This is a genomic window from Bacillus sp. VT 712, assembly GCF_001614195.1.
GTDB classification, from domain to species: domain Bacteria; phylum Bacillota; class Bacilli; order Bacillales; family Bacillaceae_H; genus Priestia; species Priestia flexa.
Genome location: NZ_LWBK01000014.1, coordinates 20,616 through 40,681 on the forward strand (window position 1 = coordinate 20,616; position 20,066 = coordinate 40,681).

The 20,066-nt window shown below is 35.9% G+C and carries 31 protein-coding genes, 1 pseudogene and 1 riboswitch; of the genes and pseudogenes, 23 read left to right on the forward strand and 9 right to left on the reverse strand.

Annotated elements, in window-relative coordinates; genetic code table 11:
• Positions 1 to 12 precede the first annotated feature (12 nt).
• From A2U94_RS08765 to A2U94_RS08785, 5 genes are all read left to right on the forward strand, one after another.
• Positions 13 to 225 carry a DUF2922 domain-containing protein gene (locus A2U94_RS08765; RefSeq protein ID WP_025909926.1) on the forward strand — a complete coding sequence of 71 codons (213 nt, stop codon included), beginning with the start codon at positions 13 to 15 and terminating at the stop codon, positions 223 to 225.
• Positions 226 to 289: 64 nt separating this feature from the next.
• On the forward strand, positions 290 to 709 hold the full coding sequence (locus A2U94_RS08770; RefSeq protein WP_025909927.1) for a BlaI/MecI/CopY family transcriptional regulator: 420 nt from the start codon (positions 290 to 292) through the stop codon (positions 707 to 709).
• Positions 706 to 1,527, forward strand: a complete 822-nt coding sequence (locus tag A2U94_RS08775; protein ID WP_025909928.1) for a M56 family metallopeptidase — start codon at positions 706 to 708, stop codon at positions 1,525 to 1,527. Before A2U94_RS08770 ends, A2U94_RS08775 begins: the two co-directional genes overlap by 4 nt.
• 64 nt (positions 1,528 to 1,591) lie before the next feature.
• Entirely contained in the window at positions 1,592 to 2,308 is a 717-nt protein-coding gene (locus A2U94_RS08780) for a DsbA family protein (protein WP_025909929.1), read from the forward strand.
• Entirely contained in the window at positions 2,305 to 2,706 is a 402-nt protein-coding gene (locus A2U94_RS08785; protein ID WP_025909930.1) for a disulfide oxidoreductase, read from the forward strand. The genes A2U94_RS08780 and A2U94_RS08785 overlap by 4 nt, the downstream gene beginning before the upstream one ends.
• Positions 2,707 to 2,804: 98 nt before the next feature.
• On the opposite strand, the gene A2U94_RS08790 is transcribed toward A2U94_RS08785, so the two are convergent.
• Positions 2,805 to 3,425, reverse strand: coding sequence for a DUF2798 domain-containing protein (locus tag A2U94_RS08790; RefSeq protein WP_486644351.1), 621 nt, complete (start codon positions 3,423 to 3,425; stop codon positions 2,805 to 2,807).
• A gap of 18 nt (positions 3,426 to 3,443) precedes the next feature.
• On the opposite strand from A2U94_RS08790, the gene A2U94_RS08795 reads away from it, so the two are divergent.
• From A2U94_RS08795 to A2U94_RS08810, 4 genes are all read left to right on the forward strand, one after another.
• Positions 3,444 to 3,599, forward strand: coding sequence for a YvrJ family protein (locus tag A2U94_RS08795; RefSeq protein ID WP_025909932.1), 156 nt, complete (start codon positions 3,444 to 3,446; stop codon positions 3,597 to 3,599).
• Positions 3,600 to 3,711: 112 nt separating this feature from the next.
• A complete protein-coding gene (locus A2U94_RS08800; RefSeq protein WP_025909933.1) occupies positions 3,712 to 4,191 on the forward strand; it encodes a YwmA family protein in 480 nt (159 codons plus the stop codon).
• Between the two features lie 333 nt (positions 4,192 to 4,524).
• Positions 4,525 to 4,782, forward strand: coding sequence for a CD3324 family protein (locus A2U94_RS08805; RefSeq protein WP_025909934.1), 258 nt, complete (start codon positions 4,525 to 4,527; stop codon positions 4,780 to 4,782).
• Between the two features lie 127 nt (positions 4,783 to 4,909).
• Positions 4,910 to 5,545, forward strand: coding sequence for a FusB/FusC family EF-G-binding protein (locus tag A2U94_RS08810; protein WP_025909935.1), 636 nt, complete (start codon positions 4,910 to 4,912; stop codon positions 5,543 to 5,545).
• Positions 5,546 to 5,569: 24 nt separating this feature from the next.
• Here A2U94_RS08810 and A2U94_RS08815 read toward each other — a convergent pair whose 3' ends face one another.
• Entirely contained in the window at positions 5,570 to 6,046 is a 477-nt protein-coding gene (locus tag A2U94_RS08815; RefSeq protein ID WP_025909936.1) for a GyrI-like domain-containing protein, read from the reverse strand.
• 203 nt (positions 6,047 to 6,249) lie between these two features.
• On the opposite strand from A2U94_RS08815, the gene A2U94_RS08820 reads away from it, so the two are divergent.
• Entirely contained in the window at positions 6,250 to 6,684 is a 435-nt protein-coding gene (locus A2U94_RS08820) for a hypothetical protein (protein ID WP_025909937.1), read from the forward strand.
• A gap of 1 nt (position 6,685) precedes the next feature.
• Here A2U94_RS08820 and A2U94_RS08825 read toward each other — a convergent pair whose 3' ends face one another.
• Positions 6,686 to 6,913, reverse strand: a complete 228-nt coding sequence (locus A2U94_RS08825; RefSeq protein ID WP_025909938.1) for a hypothetical protein — start codon at positions 6,911 to 6,913, stop codon at positions 6,686 to 6,688.
• A 133-nt stretch (positions 6,914 to 7,046) separates the two neighbouring features.
• Here A2U94_RS08825 and A2U94_RS21130 point away from each other — a divergent pair, with 133 nt between their 5' ends.
• Positions 7,047 to 7,199, forward strand: coding sequence for a hypothetical protein (locus A2U94_RS21130; protein WP_119542930.1), 153 nt, complete (start codon positions 7,047 to 7,049; stop codon positions 7,197 to 7,199).
• Positions 7,177 to 7,371: pseudogene (locus A2U94_RS21135) on the forward strand (NADP-dependent oxidoreductase); the annotation flags it as partial. The gene A2U94_RS21130 and the pseudogene A2U94_RS21135, both read left to right, overlap by 23 nt.
• 45 nt (positions 7,372 to 7,416) lie before the next feature.
• Here the strand turns inward: A2U94_RS21135 and A2U94_RS08835 are convergent.
• Complete coding sequence (locus tag A2U94_RS08835) at positions 7,417 to 8,046, reverse strand: YitT family protein (protein ID WP_025909940.1); 630 nt, start codon at positions 8,044 to 8,046, stop codon at positions 7,417 to 7,419.
• 304 nt (positions 8,047 to 8,350) lie between these two features.
• Here A2U94_RS08835 and A2U94_RS08840 point away from each other — a divergent pair, with 304 nt between their 5' ends.
• Positions 8,351 to 9,112: a GTP pyrophosphokinase gene (locus A2U94_RS08840; RefSeq protein WP_025909941.1), complete on the forward strand. Its 762-nt coding sequence runs from the start codon at positions 8,351 to 8,353 to the stop codon at positions 9,110 to 9,112.
• A 298-nt stretch (positions 9,113 to 9,410) separates the two neighbouring features.
• Here the strand turns inward: A2U94_RS08840 and A2U94_RS08845 are convergent, their stop codons facing one another.
• Together A2U94_RS08845 and A2U94_RS08850 are read right to left on the reverse strand one after the other, a co-directional pair.
• Entirely contained in the window at positions 9,411 to 9,845 is a 435-nt protein-coding gene (locus tag A2U94_RS08845) for a hypothetical protein (protein ID WP_025909942.1), read from the reverse strand.
• A 128-nt stretch (positions 9,846 to 9,973) separates the two neighbouring features.
• Positions 9,974 to 10,540: a GNAT family N-acetyltransferase gene (locus A2U94_RS08850; RefSeq protein ID WP_025909943.1), complete on the reverse strand. Its 567-nt coding sequence runs from the start codon at positions 10,538 to 10,540 to the stop codon at positions 9,974 to 9,976.
• Positions 10,541 to 10,762: 222 nt separating this feature from the next.
• Between A2U94_RS08850 and A2U94_RS08855 the strand changes: the two genes are divergently transcribed.
• Positions 10,763 to 11,560, forward strand: a complete 798-nt coding sequence (locus A2U94_RS08855) for a sulfite exporter TauE/SafE family protein (protein ID WP_025909944.1) — start codon at positions 10,763 to 10,765, stop codon at positions 11,558 to 11,560.
• A gap of 35 nt (positions 11,561 to 11,595) precedes the next feature.
• Here A2U94_RS08855 and srtD read toward each other — a convergent pair whose 3' ends face one another.
• Together srtD and A2U94_RS08865 are read right to left on the reverse strand one after the other, a co-directional pair.
• Positions 11,596 to 12,273 carry a class D sortase, LPxTATN-specific gene (gene srtD, locus A2U94_RS08860; RefSeq protein ID WP_025909945.1) on the reverse strand — a complete coding sequence of 226 codons (678 nt, stop codon included), beginning with the start codon at positions 12,271 to 12,273 and terminating at the stop codon, positions 11,596 to 11,598.
• Between the two features lies 1 nt (position 12,274).
• Entirely contained in the window at positions 12,275 to 13,381 is a 1,107-nt protein-coding gene (locus A2U94_RS08865; protein ID WP_025909946.1) for a processed acidic surface protein, read from the reverse strand.
• Between the two features lie 245 nt (positions 13,382 to 13,626).
• Here A2U94_RS08865 and A2U94_RS08870 point away from each other — a divergent pair, with 245 nt between their 5' ends.
• A complete protein-coding gene (locus A2U94_RS08870; protein WP_025909947.1) occupies positions 13,627 to 14,655 on the forward strand; it encodes an IS1595 family transposase in 1,029 nt (342 codons plus the stop codon).
• 45 nt (positions 14,656 to 14,700) lie between these two features.
• Positions 14,701 to 15,192 (forward strand): GNAT family N-acetyltransferase, encoded by a 492-nt coding sequence (locus A2U94_RS08875; protein WP_025909948.1) that lies wholly within the window; start codon positions 14,701 to 14,703, stop codon positions 15,190 to 15,192.
• A gap of 196 nt (positions 15,193 to 15,388) precedes the next feature.
• On the opposite strand, the gene A2U94_RS22105 is transcribed toward A2U94_RS08875, so the two are convergent.
• Positions 15,389 to 15,520, reverse strand: coding sequence for a hypothetical protein (locus A2U94_RS22105; protein WP_256993296.1), 132 nt, complete (start codon positions 15,518 to 15,520; stop codon positions 15,389 to 15,391).
• 252 nt (positions 15,521 to 15,772) lie between these two features.
• Between A2U94_RS22105 and A2U94_RS08880 the strand changes: the two genes are divergently transcribed.
• From A2U94_RS08880 to qoxA, 7 genes are all read left to right on the forward strand, one after another.
• Positions 15,773 to 16,021, forward strand: coding sequence for a YueH family protein (locus tag A2U94_RS08880; protein WP_025909949.1), 249 nt, complete (start codon positions 15,773 to 15,775; stop codon positions 16,019 to 16,021).
• 114 nt (positions 16,022 to 16,135) lie between these two features.
• A riboswitch (Fluoride riboswitch) is annotated at positions 16,136 to 16,195 on the forward strand.
• 51 nt (positions 16,196 to 16,246) lie between these two features.
• Positions 16,247 to 16,654: a fluoride efflux transporter CrcB gene (gene crcB / locus A2U94_RS08885; protein WP_025909950.1), complete on the forward strand. Its 408-nt coding sequence runs from the start codon at positions 16,247 to 16,249 to the stop codon at positions 16,652 to 16,654.
• Positions 16,648 to 17,004, forward strand: coding sequence for a fluoride efflux transporter CrcB (gene crcB / locus A2U94_RS08890; RefSeq protein ID WP_025909951.1), 357 nt, complete (start codon positions 16,648 to 16,650; stop codon positions 17,002 to 17,004). The genes crcB (A2U94_RS08885) and crcB (A2U94_RS08890) overlap by 7 nt, the downstream gene beginning before the upstream one ends.
• A 170-nt stretch (positions 17,005 to 17,174) precedes the next feature.
• The gene (locus A2U94_RS08895) at positions 17,175 to 17,519 is read left to right on the forward strand and encodes a rhodanese-like domain-containing protein (RefSeq protein WP_025909952.1); all 345 of its coding nucleotides are present in this window, start codon (positions 17,175 to 17,177) and stop codon (positions 17,517 to 17,519) included.
• A 37-nt stretch (positions 17,520 to 17,556) separates the two neighbouring features.
• Complete coding sequence (locus A2U94_RS08900) at positions 17,557 to 17,817, forward strand: metal-sensitive transcriptional regulator (protein WP_025909953.1); 261 nt, start codon at positions 17,557 to 17,559, stop codon at positions 17,815 to 17,817.
• 163 nt (positions 17,818 to 17,980) lie between these two features.
• Complete coding sequence (locus A2U94_RS08905) at positions 17,981 to 18,508, forward strand: hypothetical protein (protein ID WP_231882746.1); 528 nt, start codon at positions 17,981 to 17,983, stop codon at positions 18,506 to 18,508.
• A 562-nt stretch (positions 18,509 to 19,070) separates the two neighbouring features.
• Positions 19,071 to 20,051, forward strand: coding sequence for a cytochrome aa3 quinol oxidase subunit II (gene qoxA / locus A2U94_RS08910; RefSeq protein ID WP_025909955.1), 981 nt, complete (start codon positions 19,071 to 19,073; stop codon positions 20,049 to 20,051).
• Positions 20,052 to 20,066 lie beyond the last annotated feature (15 nt).

Consider the following 20,066-nt stretch of genomic DNA (forward strand, 5'->3'; position numbering starts at 1 on the left):
GGGGGGAGCTAAATGAAAACATTAACAATGCAGTTTTTGAACTTAGAACAAAAAACAGTGGGTATTTCAATTGAGCAGCCGAAAGAAGGGCTTGAAGCTTCTGAAATCAGCGCAGCTATGGATCAGATTTTAGCAAGCAATGTGTTCACATCAAATGGTGGAACACTTACATCAAAAAAGGGTGCACAGATCATTGAGCGTAACGTAACGGAATTTGAAATCTAAACATGGTTTGCCTTGACCAAAAACCACCTCCGCACTACAATGAGTAGTGTGAGGTGGTTTTTTTATGAAGATTCAACAGTTTAAGTTTAAAGAAAGTGGCTTGAATCGTTTTTTTGGACCTCTAGAAGCAAAGGTAATGGAATGTATATGGCATGGAAAACAAATGACAATTAAAGATGTGCAAATTGCTCTTGAAAAAGATAAGATAGTCAACTTCAATACGGTTATGACCGTTATGAATCGTCTTGTAGAAAAAGGGCTGTTGGACAAGTATGTAAAAGGGAGAGTTTCTGTTTATCAACCTGTGCTGTCACAGCAGGAATTTTTAGAAGGGCAATCTAAGGAATTAACGTCTGAATTAATTGATGAATTTGGACTCTTGGCTGTGAGTCATATGTTAGATGCAGTAGAAGAAGCAGATGAAGAGCTGCTGCTGCTTTTAGAACAGAAAATTAAAAAGTTAAAAGCGAGCGAAGAAATATGAATAAAAAGCAATCTGTTGTTCTTTTTTACGCATCCATACTAGTAGCCATTAGCCTGCTTGTACAAATGACGGTTTATCTCATAGACCCACATCATCATTTAAATGTGTTTACTCTATGCTATCACGCTGTAGAACATATTGGTTGGAAGTGGGCACAGTATGTTTTATATGGGTTTGTGGTTTATACCCTCTTGCTTGTTTTCTGGAAGCTAACTAGACAGTTTTGGCTTTTGTACCAATTTTATCATCAAATTAAAGTCAGTAAAGTATCAAGCTTAACTCGTTACATAGGCAAGGATGAAGATATTTATCAAGGGGTCGTTGTTGTTAATTCTACCCGTCCATTTGCTTTAACGAAAGGATTTGTGAAGCCTCAAATTGTTGTTTCAACAAATTTAGTTAATCTGTTAAATAAAAAAGAACTTGAAGCAGTGTTATATCATGAGCAATTTCATGGGCGTAATAAAGACCCACTGAAAATTTTTCTGTTATCATTGTGTGCATCTGCACTGTGGTATCTTCCTGTGCTGAAGTGGAGCAATGAACGTTACAAATTAATAAGTGAACTGTTAGCTGACCGTGCTGCGATTGATTCGCTAGACTCGACACTTCCAATTGGAAGTGCGCTTTTAAAACTGATTAAGTACCAAAAGCAGCAAACTTCTTATGCATATGCGCCTTTTGCCGAGACAGCAGTCAATTATCGCATAAAGTGTTTGGTAAATCCAAAGATGACCATCACATGGAATATTCCAAAACTTATGATGGTAAAGTCAGTGGCTGTGTTTGTGCTGCTTTGGTCAGTATTTGCTTATTAAGGAACGAATAAAACATATTGAGGGAGAGGTGAAAGCTGCTTCTATTTAAGTTGCAGCAAACAAAATGGCAAAGTCAAAGAAAAAAGGAAAAACAGGAGTTCAAAAAAAGCAGTCTACAAATTCTAAATGGCTGTTTTGGACAATTGGAATTGTGAGCGTGGTTGTTTTAGCGTTTATTATCTTTGGTAATATCAATAAAGGTAGCGAACAAGCTGATATCAGCTATGAAAATCAACCGTTCTTGGGTGAAGAGGATGCACCAGTTGAAGTGATTGAATTTGGTGATTATAAATGTCCTCATTGTAAAGAGTTCAACAATACATTTTTTCAATTGATTGACCAAGAATACATTCAAACAGGCAAAGTGAAGTTTTACTTTATGAACTATGCTTTTATTAACGTAGATTCAACTCGCTCGGCTCAGTTTGCTGAAACGGTTTACAAAGAGCTAGGAAATGATACATTTTGGAAGTTCCATAAGCTGCTTTATGAGAAACAACCTGATTCAGCCGGTGCTGAAACACAGGATATTTTTACAGACCAATTTTTACAAGATACCCTCGGCGAAATAGCCAATGAGGAAGATGTGCAAAAAGTAGTGAAAGCTTATGAAAACGAAGAGTTTAAAGAAGCGTTCCGCCAAGACATGTCTTATGCCAAGAAACTAAATGTTTCTGGAACACCGGCTCTTTTTGTAGATGGAAAGCCATTTGAAGGATCAACTGCTGAAGACTTTGATAAGATGGTTAAAGAAGCAGCTGAGAAGAAGGGACAAGAATGAAGAAAACATTAGTAGGGAGCTGGATTGTTACAATTGTTGCAACTCTGGGCAGCTTATCTTTTAGTGAAGTGTTTAATTTTATTCCATGCACATTTTGTTGGTATCAGCGAATTCTAATGTATCCGCTCGTGATTATTTTAGGCATAGCTGTGTATGAACAGAATGACAGAATTTATAAATACGTACTGCCGTTCTCAGTCGTAGGTATGCTTGTATCGGGCTATCACTATGCATTACAAAAAATACCTGCATTACAAGCGTTTGAAACATGTACAAGCGGTATACCTTGCTCGGGTCAGTACATTAACTGGCTTGGCTTTATCACAATTCCATTTTTAGCATTCATTGCGTTTACAATGATTACATTCTTAATGGTAATGTTAAAAAGACAAAAATAACAGAAGGACTCTAAGCTAAAAACTTGGAGTCCTTCTGTTATTTTTGAATAAACTATGTTCTAAATAAATACATATTACATCAACTAAAAATGATGTTCTTATAAAGAAGGAGCTTGTTTTATTGAAATAAATTTTGAAAAGAGAAATCGAACAGCTGGCCCTATAATAAGAATCTGTGTTGGGTAGGCGACAATTATGTTTTTTGCAAAAATTGTAAAGAAACTAATTAGTACATGTTGGTTTGTCAAAGATCCAGCTATAGATGCATGAATAAGTCCATAGATTGACATGAAAAACACCATTCCTATCACCATACACGTAGATAAAGTTAAGATCATATAAAACTTCTTCTCTTTCTTAAAAGGTAGTGAAAAGACAACTTTGTGAGCTATAGACCATACTATTACTAATTCAAGTGCAAGAGCAATAATGAAGACCATTATCATTTCTTTTACCATTTGCAGCGGTGTTAGTACGTTGAACATTCCATTAAGCATGAAGTTATACGTTGTCATAACGAATACCATGCCTAAGCACATCATCATTCCAAAACAAAATTCCTGTTTTTTTTTGTTGTTGGCGTATCGTAATCCTCCTTTTGAATTCTTTGTTAAGCATAGAGATTTAAAAAACGCTTCGTAAGTGAACATTATGTGAACTTTTTTTGTTTTTCGTCCCTTTTGAAAAGTAAAAAGCCTATATATAAAGCGATAGAGCATTAAAGGAGGAGAAGAAAAATGACGGATTGGCTTTCTTTCGTTTCAGATGTTGGCTTTCCAATTGTAGTGACTTTATATTTGCTGCATCGGATTGAAGCGAAGCTTGATATGGTTGTAACGTCGATTCAAAAATTACCTTACGAGTTAGAACAACGGGAAAATGAATCAACTTGAAAAGTGGAGAAATATCGATGTGTTAGTAAAATAAAGGAAAAGAGCTTTTTGCACTTATGAGCATGTTATACTTGTTCTAGCTGTTAAGATAAAAAGTGGAGGGATTCAAGTAATGAACATGTACCCTGACATCGCAACAAGCTATGGAGCAGATTTAATAGTATGTGAAAATCAATTTGAAGCAAGCTATTATTACCATGAAATGAGAGGGCAATGCTTACAAAAGTTAAAAGAAATTAGCAAGTTAGTTGATGAATTTGAATTTGACTTTTCACCAGACAGTTTAAAGATAATTGAACTTCTATATTATGATGTAGAAGATCAGCAGTCTTTTTCATTTTTTAATCTGACTAAAGAAGAATTTGAACGTTGTCTAGGCGTTTATTTAGGGGAAGTTGTAGTTAGAAATATTGAAAAAGCTCGCTGGGTTGTTCGTGAATATTCCCTCGACTCTAGCAAATTTTTAATGGGAATTGAAAAAGGGAAGTTTGCGTTAATGCTTCCTTATGGATATCGTGAGCATAAAGAACGCTATCCGCACTTTCGATTCACTCTTTATCGAGACTTTTTACAATTTAAGAACCATAACTAAGCTTGAAAAATAGCTTGTAGTTGAACATAAAATAATTAATTAATTATATATTAAAGACAGAGAGATGAAGGAAAGCTGAGAATATTTTCTCGGTTTTTTTCATGAGTATGGATGAAAAATGGTATAATTAGGTGAATATCTTGTTTTGGGAGGTGATCGAGAATGGTAAACAGCTGTTTACCTGCTTCTGTTCGTACTCATGCAAAGCCTACAAATGGAAAGGCGATACTTTGCATGGGGATAAACGCTTGATTAAGTCGCCCATTGCTTAGTTCACTTCATTTAATAGGCTTTGCCACCTTATTTATACTAAAGAATAAGGAGCGAGCAGAAATGAAATATGTGAACGCAACGACTGTTTTACCTACTGAGCTAGTTAAAGAACTTCAGAAATATGTCCAAGGAGAAACTATTTACGTGCCAAGTACAACCCGAAAAGAATGGGGCGCGTGCTCGGGTACCCGAGAATGGACGAAAAAGCGAAACTGTGACATTAAAAAAGCTTTTCAAGAAGGCCGAACAATATATGAACTAGCAGAACAATACTTTTTAGCTGTTGAAACAATTAAAAAAATTGTTTATAAAAAGTAATTATTAAGGCACTCATCAAAAGATGGGTGCCTTAATGTATATCTTTTTTTAGAACTGTTTTTGCCATGTTAGCAAAATGTCCTGAGCATATAATAAGAAGTAGAATAAAAGAAAGGCTTGATTTAATATGGAAGCATTTATTAATCATCATCAATACAATCTTATACGAGAGCAAGTGAAGTTAATCTCTGACAGTTATGCGAAATCTAATAGCCACGATGTAACAAGTGCTATTAAAGCCTTGGCTGCTGAACGAGTATTTAATCAATTTGAAGAGCTAACACCGTTGCAAAAAGATATTTTGTCACCTATTTCAATGCTGTCAGACAGCAAGGAAGCCGAGGTGTTTTTGAATAGCTTAGAATCGGTTATCATTCCTTTTCCACAAATAAGCGAAGCCGGAATTAAAAAGTTATTTAAAAAGGTGAAAAAATTAAAGGTACCGGCTAACATTAAAGAAGAAACGCTTCACTGCTCGTATATTGGGTGGAATGATTACGGTGCCAGTAAAAAGTATCTTATCGTAGAGTATCACGGAAAGTTAATTGGCGTTGCAGGTGAATTTAAGCGTATTCAAGATAAAGGAGTATGTACAATTTGTCATCGTATTTCGGACGTAGGGCTATTTATGAACCAGAAAAAAGCAAGTTCAGACGGTACGTTTATAAAGCGTGGAAACTATATTTGCCAAGATAGTGAATGGTGTAATGATCATCTAACAGATCGAAGCAAGCTAACTGAATTTATTGAGTGGTTATATTAAAAGCGAGGACTTGCTCCTCGCTTTTTACTGACCAATCTTTATCGGAATGTGAATCTTTATTACAATATCGTTATCTACGTTAAAGTGTGTAGAGGTATCAACAATTTCTAATGTAGGGCCAGGAATTGCTTGATGTCCAGATTTGGAAAGCCAATTTTTTTGAATCATCTCGTAAGTTTTATGAAGACTTTCAAACGTACCTTTGTGCTCATATTGTATATATGTATAAGCGGGAAACGTGTGAACATTCATTCCTTTGGGGATGGTGGTTGGATCGTTTACTTCTACACCAGTGATATAAAAGTAGTCATTTTCAAATGGAGGGAGACAAATCCCTGTCATGATATGATCATGCTTTCGATGAGGAATGGTACTATAATTCTGTTCCATTTGCTCCCAAAGAGCCTTTACTATGTCCTCGTCTCTTTTATTGAGCTTAGACCTTTTTTGAGCAACACCAACTACTGAAAATCCTTCTTTATAAACGATTTGACCTTGCATAATCCACCTCGTATGTAATGGGATAAAGTGAAGCTTATCGTGATTTTAACATACAATGAGGCATTGGAAAACAGATAAAAAAAGGTGAAAGAATTCTTCTTTACATAAAATGTAATAAATGTGTATAGGACATAATTGGCTCTCGTATATATTCAATAATGTCTATTCTTCATTGATGAATCGAATATAAAGGAGCGAACGCTATGATTAGTTTATTCAAAAGCCGAATTCAAATGTCTGCTACCCAAACTACGAACTCTTTATCGATTCCGTTTAACACTGAGACAACAGTTTTAACACTAGCTGTGCCTACAACCATTCCTCAGCAGCCCAAAAAAATCGATGGAATTGTAGGAGTAGAAGCGAATATTCCACTGGGACTAACAAGCTATGAGTATGGTGTGACGATGCGCTTGTATCGAAATGGTCAACAGCTAATGAGCCAAAACCTACGCCAAGGTGCAGCTGCGGTATTAACGCTGGGATTCATTCAAAATAGTACTATCCCTTTTTCATGGGTAGATCAAAATGCTGTTCAAGGAACGAATACGTATACCGTGACGCTTCAATTCTTTACACGTTCAACAAGCGGAGTGACCATTCAAACAAATACAAGAAGCCTAAACGTTATCTCCTAGCTCAGCAAAGCTCAAAGTGATAACTAAACCAATAATCGTCTTGGATGTTACGCGTATTAGAAGCAAGGATATGCTCTTTTCCTTCCTCATCTAGTGCTAACCAGTTATAGTTAATGTCCATTTTAATAGAGTAAAAATGTCCTTCTTTAAACAAAATGACGGGAGGGGTTACTTCTACATAATCATTTAGTTTCTTAACAACGTCTTGTTTACAACGAATAAGTTCCATGAAATTGTTTCTCCTTTGTGCATATGTATAGCATATTCTTTGCGGTATAGCTTGCACCCTCTTTACAATTAAGAGGAGCAAGGTTATTTTAGCATATTTTAAAAAAGAATTAGAGTGAAAAGGACCGAGACAAATGAATGAACAAATTATCTTTGCCAAAAGACCAGCTGGAATGCCAGAGACAGACACATTTCGATTTGAAAAAATTGCAATGCCAGAAGCAAAAGAAGGAGAGGTAGTTGTTCAAACCCTTTATTTGTCGAATGAAAGGATTCATTGTGGCTGATTATGCAGAACGCTTTCAAGAGGAGATTAAACAATTAGGTGAATGGGTGCAGCAAGGAAAGATTAAATACCGTGAAAATGTTGTAGAAGGATTTGAAAATGTTCCTGAAGCATTTTTAGGCTTATTCAGTGGCGCAAACCTAGGAAAGCAGCTTGTAAAAGTAGCCGAGTAAAAGCTTATATTAAAAACCCAGCTTTGTATAAAAGCTGGGTTTTCTTTAAAGGACAGATGCGGTTTGCTGTTCCTCTGTATTTTCTTGCTTGTGGTTACGCTCAATAGCCGAGCGTTTATGGTAACGACCAAGTAATCCTGTCATAATAAAAATTGCTAACAGAGAATAAAGCACTTGAATGACCCCAAATACGGCAGTTGCTGACCCAACAATGAAAAAATCTGTAATAAGCATCGTTTTTCCAGGATTCACTCCAAACCTTTTGTCTAAAAAAACGCAAAGCATATTAATGCCACCGAGTGAAGAGCCGTTTCGAAATAAGATAATAAGCCCAATCCCAATGATGATGCCTGCTGTAATTGCAGAAAGCAGTGGATGAGGCAGTTGCAAGGAAAGCATTCCTGCAAGAACATCTGACATAATAGACATTAAGCTAACGCTTATGAAGCTTCGAATTGTAAACTGCAAGCCAATTTGAGTAATAGCCATGAAATAAAACGGTAGGTTAATAATAAAGAAAAGCATGCCAAATGAAATGTTGCTTAATTGTTCAAGTACAATCCCTAATCCTGCTGTCCCGCCGATAACCAGGCTTGAAGCAGTTAAAAATTGAATGCCAGTTGCTACGAAAAGGCATCCAATTGTAATCCATATCCATTGTTTCACCCTGTTCATTTTTAATACCCCTTTGTATATGAATTAATTTTTTTATATATAAATTCTCGTTTTCTGATATCACAAATCCTATTGTACTACAAAAAAAATTCTTTGTATCTATAATTGTAAGAGGATCTAACACAATTAAAAAAAGTAAGATAATTTAAATTGGTTTAACTTTTCTGTTTATTTCTGTAGTTTTAAAATGAATATAAAATGTATATTTAGAAAGTGGAAAAGGCGAGCAGAAATTTGTGAAGAGCGTTTCTTAGTTGGTAAAATAAAAGCGTAGTAGATTAGCCAAAAAAAGAAAAGAGGCAGCATGAAGATGAATCATTCCGTTGATGTAAAACAATTAAAGGCAATGAAGCAAACATTAACAAGATTTATGATGGCTTATAAGTTTGCTTTAGATGAAATGAGCACGAAAATCAATGTATTAAAACAAGAATTTGAATATGTAAATGACTACAATCCCATTGAACATATTAAAACGCGTTTAAAATCGCCCGAAAGTATTCTAAAAAAAGTGTATCGAAAGAACGGAGAGTTATCTTTAGATTGGATTAAAGGAAATTTAAAAGATATTGCAGGCATCCGAGTCACTTGTTCCTTTATCTCTGATATATATAAGCTTCGCGATATGATTCAAAGTCAAAAAGATATTAAAATTGTTGAATGTAAAGATTACATAGAAAATCCAAAATCAAATGGATATCAAAGCTTACATCTTATTATTGAGATCCCGGTCTTTATGTCTGATAGGCAAGAAAATGTGTTTATCGAGCTTCAAATCCGATCCATTGCTATGGACTTCTGGGCCAGCCTTGAACATAAAATTTACTATAAATATAATAAAAAGGTTCCAAAGCAGTTGATAGATGAATTAAAGGAAGCGGCGGTTACAGCAGCCGAATTAGATCGCAAAATGGAAAAGCTTCATGAAGAAATCAATTACTTAAAGCTTGTAGACGATGAACAAGAAGAAGCAAATGAGTTTGAGATTAATCACGTGAAGTTTCCTTTACCCGATGAATTATTAAAGCTTGTAACAAACGATAAAAAGAGGCTGGGACATAAGTAATTCAGTCAATGATAAACCTGAACGATTGAGAGCTCCTCATTTTTTGATCGTTCAGGTTTTTTGATGATTGTGAAAACAATGTTGGAAACAGGGTGGAATGGAGCGTAGGACACTCGACTCCTGCGGGAAAGAGAGGAAAACGTGAAATCCCGCAGCGCAGCGAGGAAGCTCGGATTCCTCTCCGCGGAAAGCGAGTGGCCATAGCGCAATGGAACGAACGTGTTCAGGTAACGTAAAGAGGTGAGAAAAGGGAGTGTTCATCTTTTTGGAAATTTGTTTTGTTATGTCCCACCCTCTTTTAGAAAATGATGATAAATTCATGAATAAGTAATAATAGAAAGAAGAGAGTCACAATGAGGTGTTGGTTATCAGGAACAAGGTTTGTTCTAATGGAGGGGAGTATTTTACTTGTTCTGCTATAAAGCTGTTCATATTCATGTTTTGTCACTCGGTGAGCACCTAAAAAATACGGAAACCACCAAGTGAAGATGTGAGAAATGAATAAGATAATAGTGATAACAAAAGCTACCTTAGTAGTAAAAGGTAAATTAATGTACATACAGCAACCAATAGTTAAAAGGGGAATATATTGATACAACAGCTCACTTTTGCGATGGACAGACGTTTTCTTTTGAAGATCGTTAAATGGATATAAAGGACATAAGTTTTTAATTAGTAGATAGACAAAAAATAAGACAACCACTAATAAGCTCCATGCATGTAAAGAAATCATTGAACTCACTCCTATGATGTTAGCCTACTAATATATATACGATTTTCAAGAGTAAACATTCTGAATAAGGCATGGTTTAATTTACGTGAAAAAGCCACATTAGCGCATGACAGCGCTAGCGTGGCTTTTTATAATGCTGTTTCTTTTGAATTTAGCTTCTTCCATTCATGTTGGAGAATTCCATAAATCACAAGGTCATGGTAATGGTCATATAAATATTCTCCGTCACGACAAATTCCTTCTTCAGTAAAGCCTAATCGTGTGGGAACGGCACGGCTTTTGTGGTTATCAACCCCACAGCGAATTTCTACTCGGTGAAGTTTCAGCGTATCAAATGCGTAAGTAAGGCAACCGTGTACAGCTCTGGTCATAATACCTTTTCCTTGAAACTGCTCCCCAATCCAATAGCCAAGGCTAGTGCTTTTATTCCCCCAGTTAATTGTATGAAATCCAACCATGCCAGCAATTTCATCATAGTAGCGAATAATTGCTTGAAAACCTTGATTGTTATAATATTGAGTTCGCCATTCGGGGATTAAATCATCGTAATCGGAGATGCTTCTCATACTGTCAACCCACGGCAACCACTCCCGCAGATAAGGTCGTGATTCATTTACAAGAGATAAAAGTGGAAATGCATCACTTGGCTCAATTAACTGTAAACTAATCTCTTTATCAATTTTATACTCAAACATAAAACAACCTCCGAAATTAATAAGAATAAGCATTAAATATACCTTTATCATAGCATATTTATAAACTGTTTTTTCGAATTTTTCTATAGTTCAGAATGGTTTTAGAATCATAAAAAGCCAAATAAATGGTAAGAATTATCTTACATGAAAACAAGACAGTGCTATAATGAGAAAGGATGAACTACTACTAAGGCTACATGTTGTAATTTAGAAGGTGACAAGATGGACGTACAATTATTACTGACAGTATTTGCGTTGGGATTTTTAGGCTCATTTTTAGCGGGTATGCTTGGTATTGGAGGCTCGGTTATTTTATATCCAGTTTTACTTTTTGTACCACCCTTTATTGGAGTAGGGGCATTTACAGCGCATGAAGTAGCGGGAATCGGAGCGGTACAGTCTTTATTTGCATCAATTTCTGGAACGCTTGCCTATAAAAAAGGCGGCTTTTTACATAAATCACTTATCATTTATATGGGAACGAGCGTGTTGCTTGGAAGTCTCGTTGGTTCAACTCTGTCTAATTCGTTTTCAGAAGATACCATTAATTTAATCTATGGAGTAATGGCTACAATTGCTGCAATTCTTATGTTTACACCTAAGAAGCCTACACAAGATGAGAACAAAATGGAGGTCTGGTTTTCAAAAAAACTAGCTGTTCCGCTTTCTTTAGCCGTAGGTATATGTGGAGGGATTGTGGGAGCAGGTGGTGCTTTTTTGCTTGTTCCAATTATGATTACCATATTAAAAATACCGGTAAGAGTGACAATTGCTAGCTCACTAGCAGTGACCTTTTTATCTTCAATTGGAACAACCTTCGGAAAAGTGGCTACTGGACAAGTGTTAGTGCTACCTGCGCTGATGATTATCGGTGCAAGCTTACTAGCAGCGCCAATTGGAGCATTTGTTGGTCAAAAGACAAAAGTGAGTTCCCTTCAAGTTGTTTTAGCTATTGTTATTACCGCGACTTCGTTAAAAATCTGGTTTGATTTACTAAAAAAGTCAATCTCTTTCCATTAAATAAAAAAGATAGCGTGATTTAAACGCTATCTTTTTTATGTTGTTTTTGAAGAAACAAGATGTGCCACTAGGATGTAGCGTTCTGGCGCAGAACCTATAAAGTTAAAAGGGTAACAAGTACTGACTGTTAGAGTAGCTCTTGGTTTAGGAACAATTACGGTTCGATCATCGGCATCGACAATTCGCACTTTATTAACTCGATACGTAAATGATCCCGCTTCTGTATGAACTAATAACAAGTCTCCTTCTCCAACTTCCCCTAGTTTTCGAAAGACTGTATCACGATGACCGGATAGCACAGAATTGTCGCTTTCTCCAGGCAACACGCTGTCTGCAAAATGACCAACGCCTTTTTCAAGCTCATCTTCGTTAGTACCATGATAAATTGGAAGCGTAGCCTTCAGCTTTGGAATTTCTAGTTCACCCATTAAGTCTCCTATTTTAGGCTGTGAAGGATAAGATGCATCTTTCTTTTTGATTTCCTTTAAAGAACTGCTGTTTTCTTTCTCTATAGGCTGTCCTGCTTTTGCTTCAGCAGGTGCTTTTACCTGTGGTTCAACAGCACCTGTTTTATAAGCAAAATATCCTTTAGCAAACTTATAAGCATTAGTAGTGGTAAACCATAGGCCGAAACAAAGAACCCCTACAATAATCGAAAGAAAAATCAATCGCTTTTTGCGACTGATTTTTCCTTTTGAACTTCTTGGTTCCATATCATGCTCGTCTCACTTTACGATATGCAGCAAATGCTAACAAAACAAGGGCTGATCCAATTAAAGTGTTTAATAAATAGTCTGAAGCCGTATTTGGTAAGCGAGCTCCTTTAACAGTCTTCTTTACTTCAGCTTTTTTTACTTCTATTTTTTGAACTTTTTCTTTAACAGGTGCTTGTTTTACAATGTTATTTACATTTTGAGCAGATTTTTCAATGCTCGTTCCTGTGTTTGCAACCGTATCCGAATTAACCATTTCACCTGTGATAATCATATCAGCTAAAAATTTGCCGTCAGCTGTATATAGGTTAATTTTTAAGCTAGCATTTTTTAATTCTTTCATATTCATTAAATCAAATAAAGATAATGTCTTTTCGGTTCCGTCTTGAATCAACGTATATGTTGCTTTCATTTTAAAGATAGAAAGCATTTCGTTATAAATTGACATTAGTTCCGCAATTTGATCAGAAGTTAGTTCAGTTGTTGTATCAAAGTCTTCAAAAGCTGCTAGACGCTCGGCAAGTGCCATTAAGCGATTTAACGTTTCTTCATCCGCAAGCTCATCTTCAATTGACATTAAGTGATCGTTAATGCGCTCTAACTCTTCACGCGTTAGTCCAAACTCATCTTCCAACATTTTTAAAGCAGATTCAAAATCATCAGTACTAATCTCGTCCGCATACTCTTCATCATCGGCATAGTCAAACTCATCTTCTAAATAGAAAAAAACTGTTTGGTCTAAATCATCAACAAATACGTAATCATTTAAATCTTCACCATTTTCTTCTAATAATGATTGAAGAGATTTTTGATTTAAGTCATAGCTTTCATAGATAGAGCTTAAATTGCTTAAGTCGCTTTTGATGACGTCACCCAAAAATTCTTTTAATTCTTCCACAGTATCAAAGTTTGATAATTCCTCATCGTAAAGTGAAAGTGAAAACTCGATATCATCTTTTGAAACATCAAACCCACGAGTAGTACTGACAGTTGTTAAATATTTCGTCAAGTCTGCTTCAAATGTTTTGGACTGAGCAGCAAATGACACAGCAGGAAAGCAACTAATCATCAGTAGTAAAGCAAGTAAAATTGAAACCCCTTTTTTCATCTCTCATTCTCCTTTTTATGTAGTCTAGAAGATTATAAGTTATGAGTAATATTTTTACAATACTAGATATTAAAGTTTTTATATGGGAAATTATAACTTTTAGATTGAGTGTTAATATATCAAAAAAGACAGCTCACTTCTTATTTAACAGAAGGCTCTGTTAAAGGTAAATGTTGATATTTGATAACTCCCCGAAATCTTGATATTATAAATATAAGAACAAGCATTCGGGGGAGGTTGTAAAGGTGGGCAAAGCGTTTGGCAACTTGTTAAAGTATATTGACAAATTACCGCATACCCAAAAGGAACAGGTCTATCAATGGGTTAAACGCTATGTTGACCCTTCTTCCTCTGCTGGTGGTCGGTTAATTAATGAAATGAGAGAAACTCGCTTCAAGGAAGGATTTGAGTGTCCACACTGTTCATCGGAACACGTTGTTCGTTTCGGAAAGTATAATGGTCGCCAACGCTATCGCTGTAAGTGTTGCAATAAAACTTTTACCGACACAACAAACACTGTTTTGTTCCGTACTCGCAAAGGCAATGAATGGATTACATTTGTAGATTGTATGTTTAAAGGATATTCCCTGCGAAAATCGGCTGAAATCGTAGGGGTTACTTGGGTTACACTTTTTTATTGGAGACACAAACTCTTAAATGCCCTAAAACAAATGGACTTTGAGCAATTTGAAGGTATCGTTGAAATTGACGAGACTTATTTCCTATACTCTCAAAAGGGGCAACGTGGCATTGCTGACCGTAAACCACGTAAACGTGGCGGTAAATCCAAGCACAGAGGGATTAGCCACGAACAGGTTTGTGTTCTTGTTGCCAGAGACCGAACAAAAGCCACCGTCTCTAAAGTCGCTTGTATGGGGCGTATTGTAAAACCGAAAGTTGATGCCTTGATTGGTTCTAAACTATCCAACGAGAACGTGATTGTAACCGATGCTTGGCGTGCATACAAAACCTATGCAAAAGAAAAAGGTTTAGAACATTACAGAATTAAGTCAGATGGTGGAAAGCACGTTATTAAGGGCTTGTATCACATCCAAAATGTCAACGGTCTACATTCTCGCTTAAAACGATGGATAGACCGATTTAAAGGCGTGGCTACGAAATATCTTGATAATTATCTGGCTTGGTTCTTATTTGTTGATAGTCGTAGTAACGAAAGCACCAATCAGCATATTAAGGAATTCCTTTTAACGTCATTCGTATTTGAAATGACTGAAACATATGACAGTTTACGACTGTCAAAATTCATTGTGTAGCTATTATTCAACGAAATAAGAATGGTATTTTAGGGGGGAGTTTAGTTGTTTGAGACAGAAAGATGTTTAATTAATACCATTGAAGCACCTGATTATACTGATGTAAAAAATTTATATGGAAATGATGAAGTTAGGAAATTTCTTGGTGGAATACGTTCAGATAACTCCATTAAAGAAGTATTTGCAGATATGCTCAATTCAGGCAATGACTCTTTTTATTGGGTTGTTAGAGAAAAGCACACAGATAATTTCATAGGGTTAGTGTCTCTTGACCCTCACCACGAAAAAGTTCACCTTGAACTTTCATATCAGTTTTTACCGAAATGGTGGGGAAAAGGTTATGCGACAGAAGTTGTTCAATTGTTAATTAACTATGCTCTAAATGAATTAAAATTATCAAAAGTAATTGCTGAAACTCAAACTGCAAATAAGTCCTCTTGTAAACTCTTAGAAAGAATAGGTATGAATTTAGAGCAAACGATTACCGGATTTGGAGCTGAACAAGCAATTTACTCCATCAAAAAAGTTTCGAGTTAGTTGAACAAGAGTAGAGGAAACTGTATTTATAGGGTTTCCTTTAACTTTTATGCATTTATCAACATTAAATTTTAACAGAGCCTAACAGAAAAGAAATGAGCTGTCTTTATTCATAAATGTTACCGCTCTCTATGTTAAGGTAACTAAAAAAGGGAAGACAAAGAGCGTATGTAGTGATATTCGTTACCGTTACGGTTTAAGGCTTTAATAGCGAAAGGGTTGAAAAATGAGAACGAGGCTTTGTAAGCTCAATTTTTATCCCTTTTAGTTTTAAACGCTCAACAAACTGTTTGCGCTTTTGACGTTTTTCTTTTGGGGAACGATCCATTGTTTACCTCAACCTCCATTTAGTTAGGTACATCTTAATATACTCATCATACCAAAAAATTGCATATATACAATAAACATTGCAAGATATTCACAAAGATTTAAAAAATGAAGCATTACTTTCTTTTTAACTAGTATTCTATACCCTATTTTTAAACCCTTTAACATGGCAAAAGAAGCTAATGCGCATTGATATTTCTTTATGTGTATCATATGATGATACACATAAAGCTTATATAGAGGTGATAAGTAGATGAAAATTCGTAAAGCATATATTCGCATAGACGAAAAAGTCATTGAAAATGTATTTGTTCATGAAAATAAAAAGGAAGAACAAACGCTAATTGCAATTCCAGATTTGGAATGGTCAACCATTATCCCTTACGAAGAAGAAATTCAAGAGTGTAAAGATCGACTACGGACATCGTTAGCTTCTAAAGTCAGTGAAGAGGTAGCGGAGCAACTAACGAGAAAAATTAATTTTTGGGTACGAGAGATGTAAAAAAGAGAGAGTAACCAAAAGAATAATAATATCTTTCACTTCATTATTTTCCTGGATTTTCCACGATTAGCTCTTGATAAATGGAATGGATTATGTAAAATGAATGTAGGAAACAAAATATACGGCGATGGAGTTCGCCAAAACTGCTGCAAAGCTAATGACTCCTACCCATATACAGGGTAGGAGTCTATTTTTTTGTTCATAATTAAGAAAGAGGTGAAGAAGATGACGTATTTACTAGTAGGTATAGGAGGTATTCTTGGAAGCTTGCTTCGCTACTATCTAGGTGTGTTTACACATTCATGGTGGGCATACAGCTTTCCATTAGGAACGTTAATAACGAACTTGATGGGCTGCTTTATTTTAGGTTGGTTTACATATCGAATGATTAAAATGAATGTGTTTCCTTCTGCTGTTTTAGCTGGCATCGGTACAGGGTTCGTAGGTTCTTTCACGACGTTTTCTACCTTTAGTGTCGAAACCGTTACTTTAATCAAAAACGATACCAGTCTGTTAGCTTTTCTTTATGTAGCACTTAGTTTATTTGGTGGTTTACTGATGTCTTGGTCTGGTTACCGAGTAGGGGATCGTTCAGCCAATAAGCTGAAAAAGAAAGGAGAACAGCTATTATGACAGCTTTACTCATTGCACTGGGTGGGTTTTTAGGTGCCATAGCCAGGTATGTGCTAAGTACGTGGATGAATCAAAAATCAACTACAGGGTTTCCAATTGGCACTTTATGCGTCAATTTAGTAGGCTCATTTCTACTAGGCATCCTGGTTGGGAATGGAATGACATCTGGGGTGTATTCTTTTTTAGGAGTGGGTTTTATGGGGGCATTTACAACATTTTCGACGTTTAAGCTGGAAAATATCCACCTTCATGAAAAGAAAATGCATACGGTTCTATTTCCTTATTTGGCGTTTAGTTATATTGGAGGTATTGTGTTAGCTTTTATAGGAATGTTAGCCGGTGCTCTCTAAAAAATCTTGATTGTAACAAAGGGCTATTTAAAGAAAAGCCAATTTATTTTTTCTGCACGCTTTTTTCCATTTGAAACTATATTATGAAGAAACTTTTTTGTTGACGTACGTTCTAGATGACAGCTATGATGATACTAATATGAGTATGAAGTTACGTCAGGGAGGATACAATGATACTACTTTATATTGGTGTAATCTTATTTTGTTGTGCCATTATGTTTAGTTTATATAATCGCCATGTGCCCGTTCATGGAATTAAGAAGCTTTCTACGCTTGACTGTGAGACTGCGGAAATTGTAGTCGTAGATGTTCGACATTTTCATGAAATGAAACATAAACCTTGTCAAAAAGCTATACACATTCCGCTGCCGTACTTGGAAAGACAACATGTTGAAATTCCGTCAAAACAAGTAGTAGTTATTGCACCGGATACAATTGCAAGAAACTTAAGCATTCGTAAGCTGCAAAAGTATGGCTATCAAGTAAAGGGATATTGCTGTGCATGTGAAGGATAAGTCATTAGTAACGCACAAGATATAGGAGGGATACTGCGTGAATTATACTGATCAGACAAAAAATCGGTTAAAGCGAGTAGAAGGTCAAGTGCGAGGCGTACTGCGTATGATGGAAGAAGATAAAGACTGTAAAGACGTTGTAACGCAATTATCAGCTGTTCGAAGCGCAGTCGACCGAACCATTGCTCAGATTGTTGCGCTAAACTTAGAACAATGTATTGTTGAAAGACAACAAGCTGGAGAAGAGACTGCAAAAGTCGTAGAAGAAGCAATTGCCTTATTAGTAAAGAGTCGATGAGTAGAAAAGTTATCTGACGAAAGTCTGATAGCTTTTTTTTTGATTTTCATGCATAATTCGTACATATTATTTTTTAACGTCACTCACTAAATGGAAAGGAGCGTGAATACCAATTCGAAAGTTTAAGCGACTCTTAGTTCTAATCATTCTTATAGGTGCTATTGTGGGAGGTATTGAATTTCTTCGATATCCAATTCACAGCAACGCTAAGGATGTTGAAGAGCATATAAGAAAATGGAAAGGGATGGGGGACATTAACGGTTCCAAAAAGCTTGACATTCGAGAAATCCAAAAAATTAGCAGTTCGGACACATATGTTGCGTTATTCACTATTCCTGGTAGTGGAGAAGGAATGGCGATTTTAAAAGAAGGATGGAGCAAAAGGTTACGGATTGAAGTAATGACAAAGATGAACAATCTTGTTGAGTATGATGATATACATACTAATAAAGGGACGTATGCGCTGTTTTTAGGAAAGAACCCAAGTAAACAAATACATCGAGTGAAGGTCTCACTTGTAAATGACAATTATACGTTTGATATTAAAGTTCCCAAAGGAGAATATTTTATTTCATATCAACCTGTGCCAAAATATGTTGAAAAGCCATTTCCAGCGGATCTTATTTTATTGAATAATTCAGGAGATGACATCACTGTTAAGGAATATATGGATCAAGAGCTGCGTGAATAACACGCAGCTTCTTTTAGTATGTAGACAACATACATGTCAATTTTTGAACTTTTTGTGAAGTATATAACAAAAGCATTTAATGTGTAATATACTGTAAATGGGCGGTAATCGAACCTACCAAACTTGAATATTGATTGACACAATTCTGTATAGATTTTGTCACAAAATATTCAATAATAGATGAAACCCCTTTTGTATCAAGGGTGATTGCGGTTACATTACATGAATTACCTTTAAAAAGGTAAGTTTCGGTAAGAAAATGCAACATTCATCCTTTTATTTACATTTATTCCTTGTCGAATATATGCTAAAATATCGCAAGGATTGAAGTGTTCTTTGACCTCATGTTTTTACACTATCTTAGAATATTTTCAAAATAAGAAAATCGACAAAAAGTGACGAAAAAATTGTCACTTTGTATTACAATAGTAATGGTTGATGTATAACATGAGTTTAAAGAGATTTTGTATTAAAGCTTTCTATAGTTAACTAGATAGAAAGTTTTAAAGATGATCTAATTTAGAGGCTTCGCATCATGAGTTGTTAGAAAGGAGAGTTTTTAGTGAAACCAAAAAAAGGATTTTGGAAGCTAGCAGGTTTATTTTCTGCACTTTCAGTATTTTTCTTGAGCGGCTGTTCAGAATTAGCCGTTTTGAATCCTCAAGGTCCTGTCGCTAAAGAACAAGCTGACCTTATTGTTTGGTCGCTTTGGATGATGGCGATTGTGGTCGTAGTAGTATTTGCAATCTTTGCTTACGTACTTATTAAATTTCGTGAAAGACCTGACAACATGGACTATGAGCCACCAGAACAAGAGGGTAACTTAAAGATGGAGATTATCTGGACTGCGTTCCCGATTATTATCTTAATTCTTTTAGCAATCCCAACTGTAAAATCAATTTATGCTCTTGAAGAACCACCGAAAAATGAGCAAACAAAAATTGAAGAACCGTTAACAATTCATGTTACTTCAGCAAACTGGAAATGGATTTTCAGTTATCCGGAAGAAAACATTGAAACAGTTAACTATGTAAACATTCCAGAAGATCGTCCAGTTCGCTTTGAATTGACGTCTCAAGGTTCAATGAACTCGTTCTGGGTACCGGAGCTTGGTGGACAAAAGTATTCAATGAACAACATGGCGATGGATTTATATCTTCAAGCTGATAACCCAGGTTCTTATATCGGACGAAGTGCTAACTTCTCAGGTGAGCACTTTACAGATATGGAATTTGAAGTGTTAGCCCAAACTCACGAAGACTATGAAGAGTGGGTTGACGAAGTGAAGGCAACAGCTAAGCCATTAACTGAAGAGAAGTATGATGAAATTATTGAACCAGGTGTAGTAGGTCGCATGACGTTCAACGGTACGCACTTAGAGTGGGTTAACCACGCAAAAGACGCATACATCCCTGGTAAAGTAGACGAGCGCGGCATGAACATGGGACATGGCAATCACAACCATGGCAGCGACGATAGCAAAAAAGAAAGCGACGAAAGCCATGACGAGCATGAAGGTCATGATGAACATGAAGGTCATTAATACGGGCCTAAATAA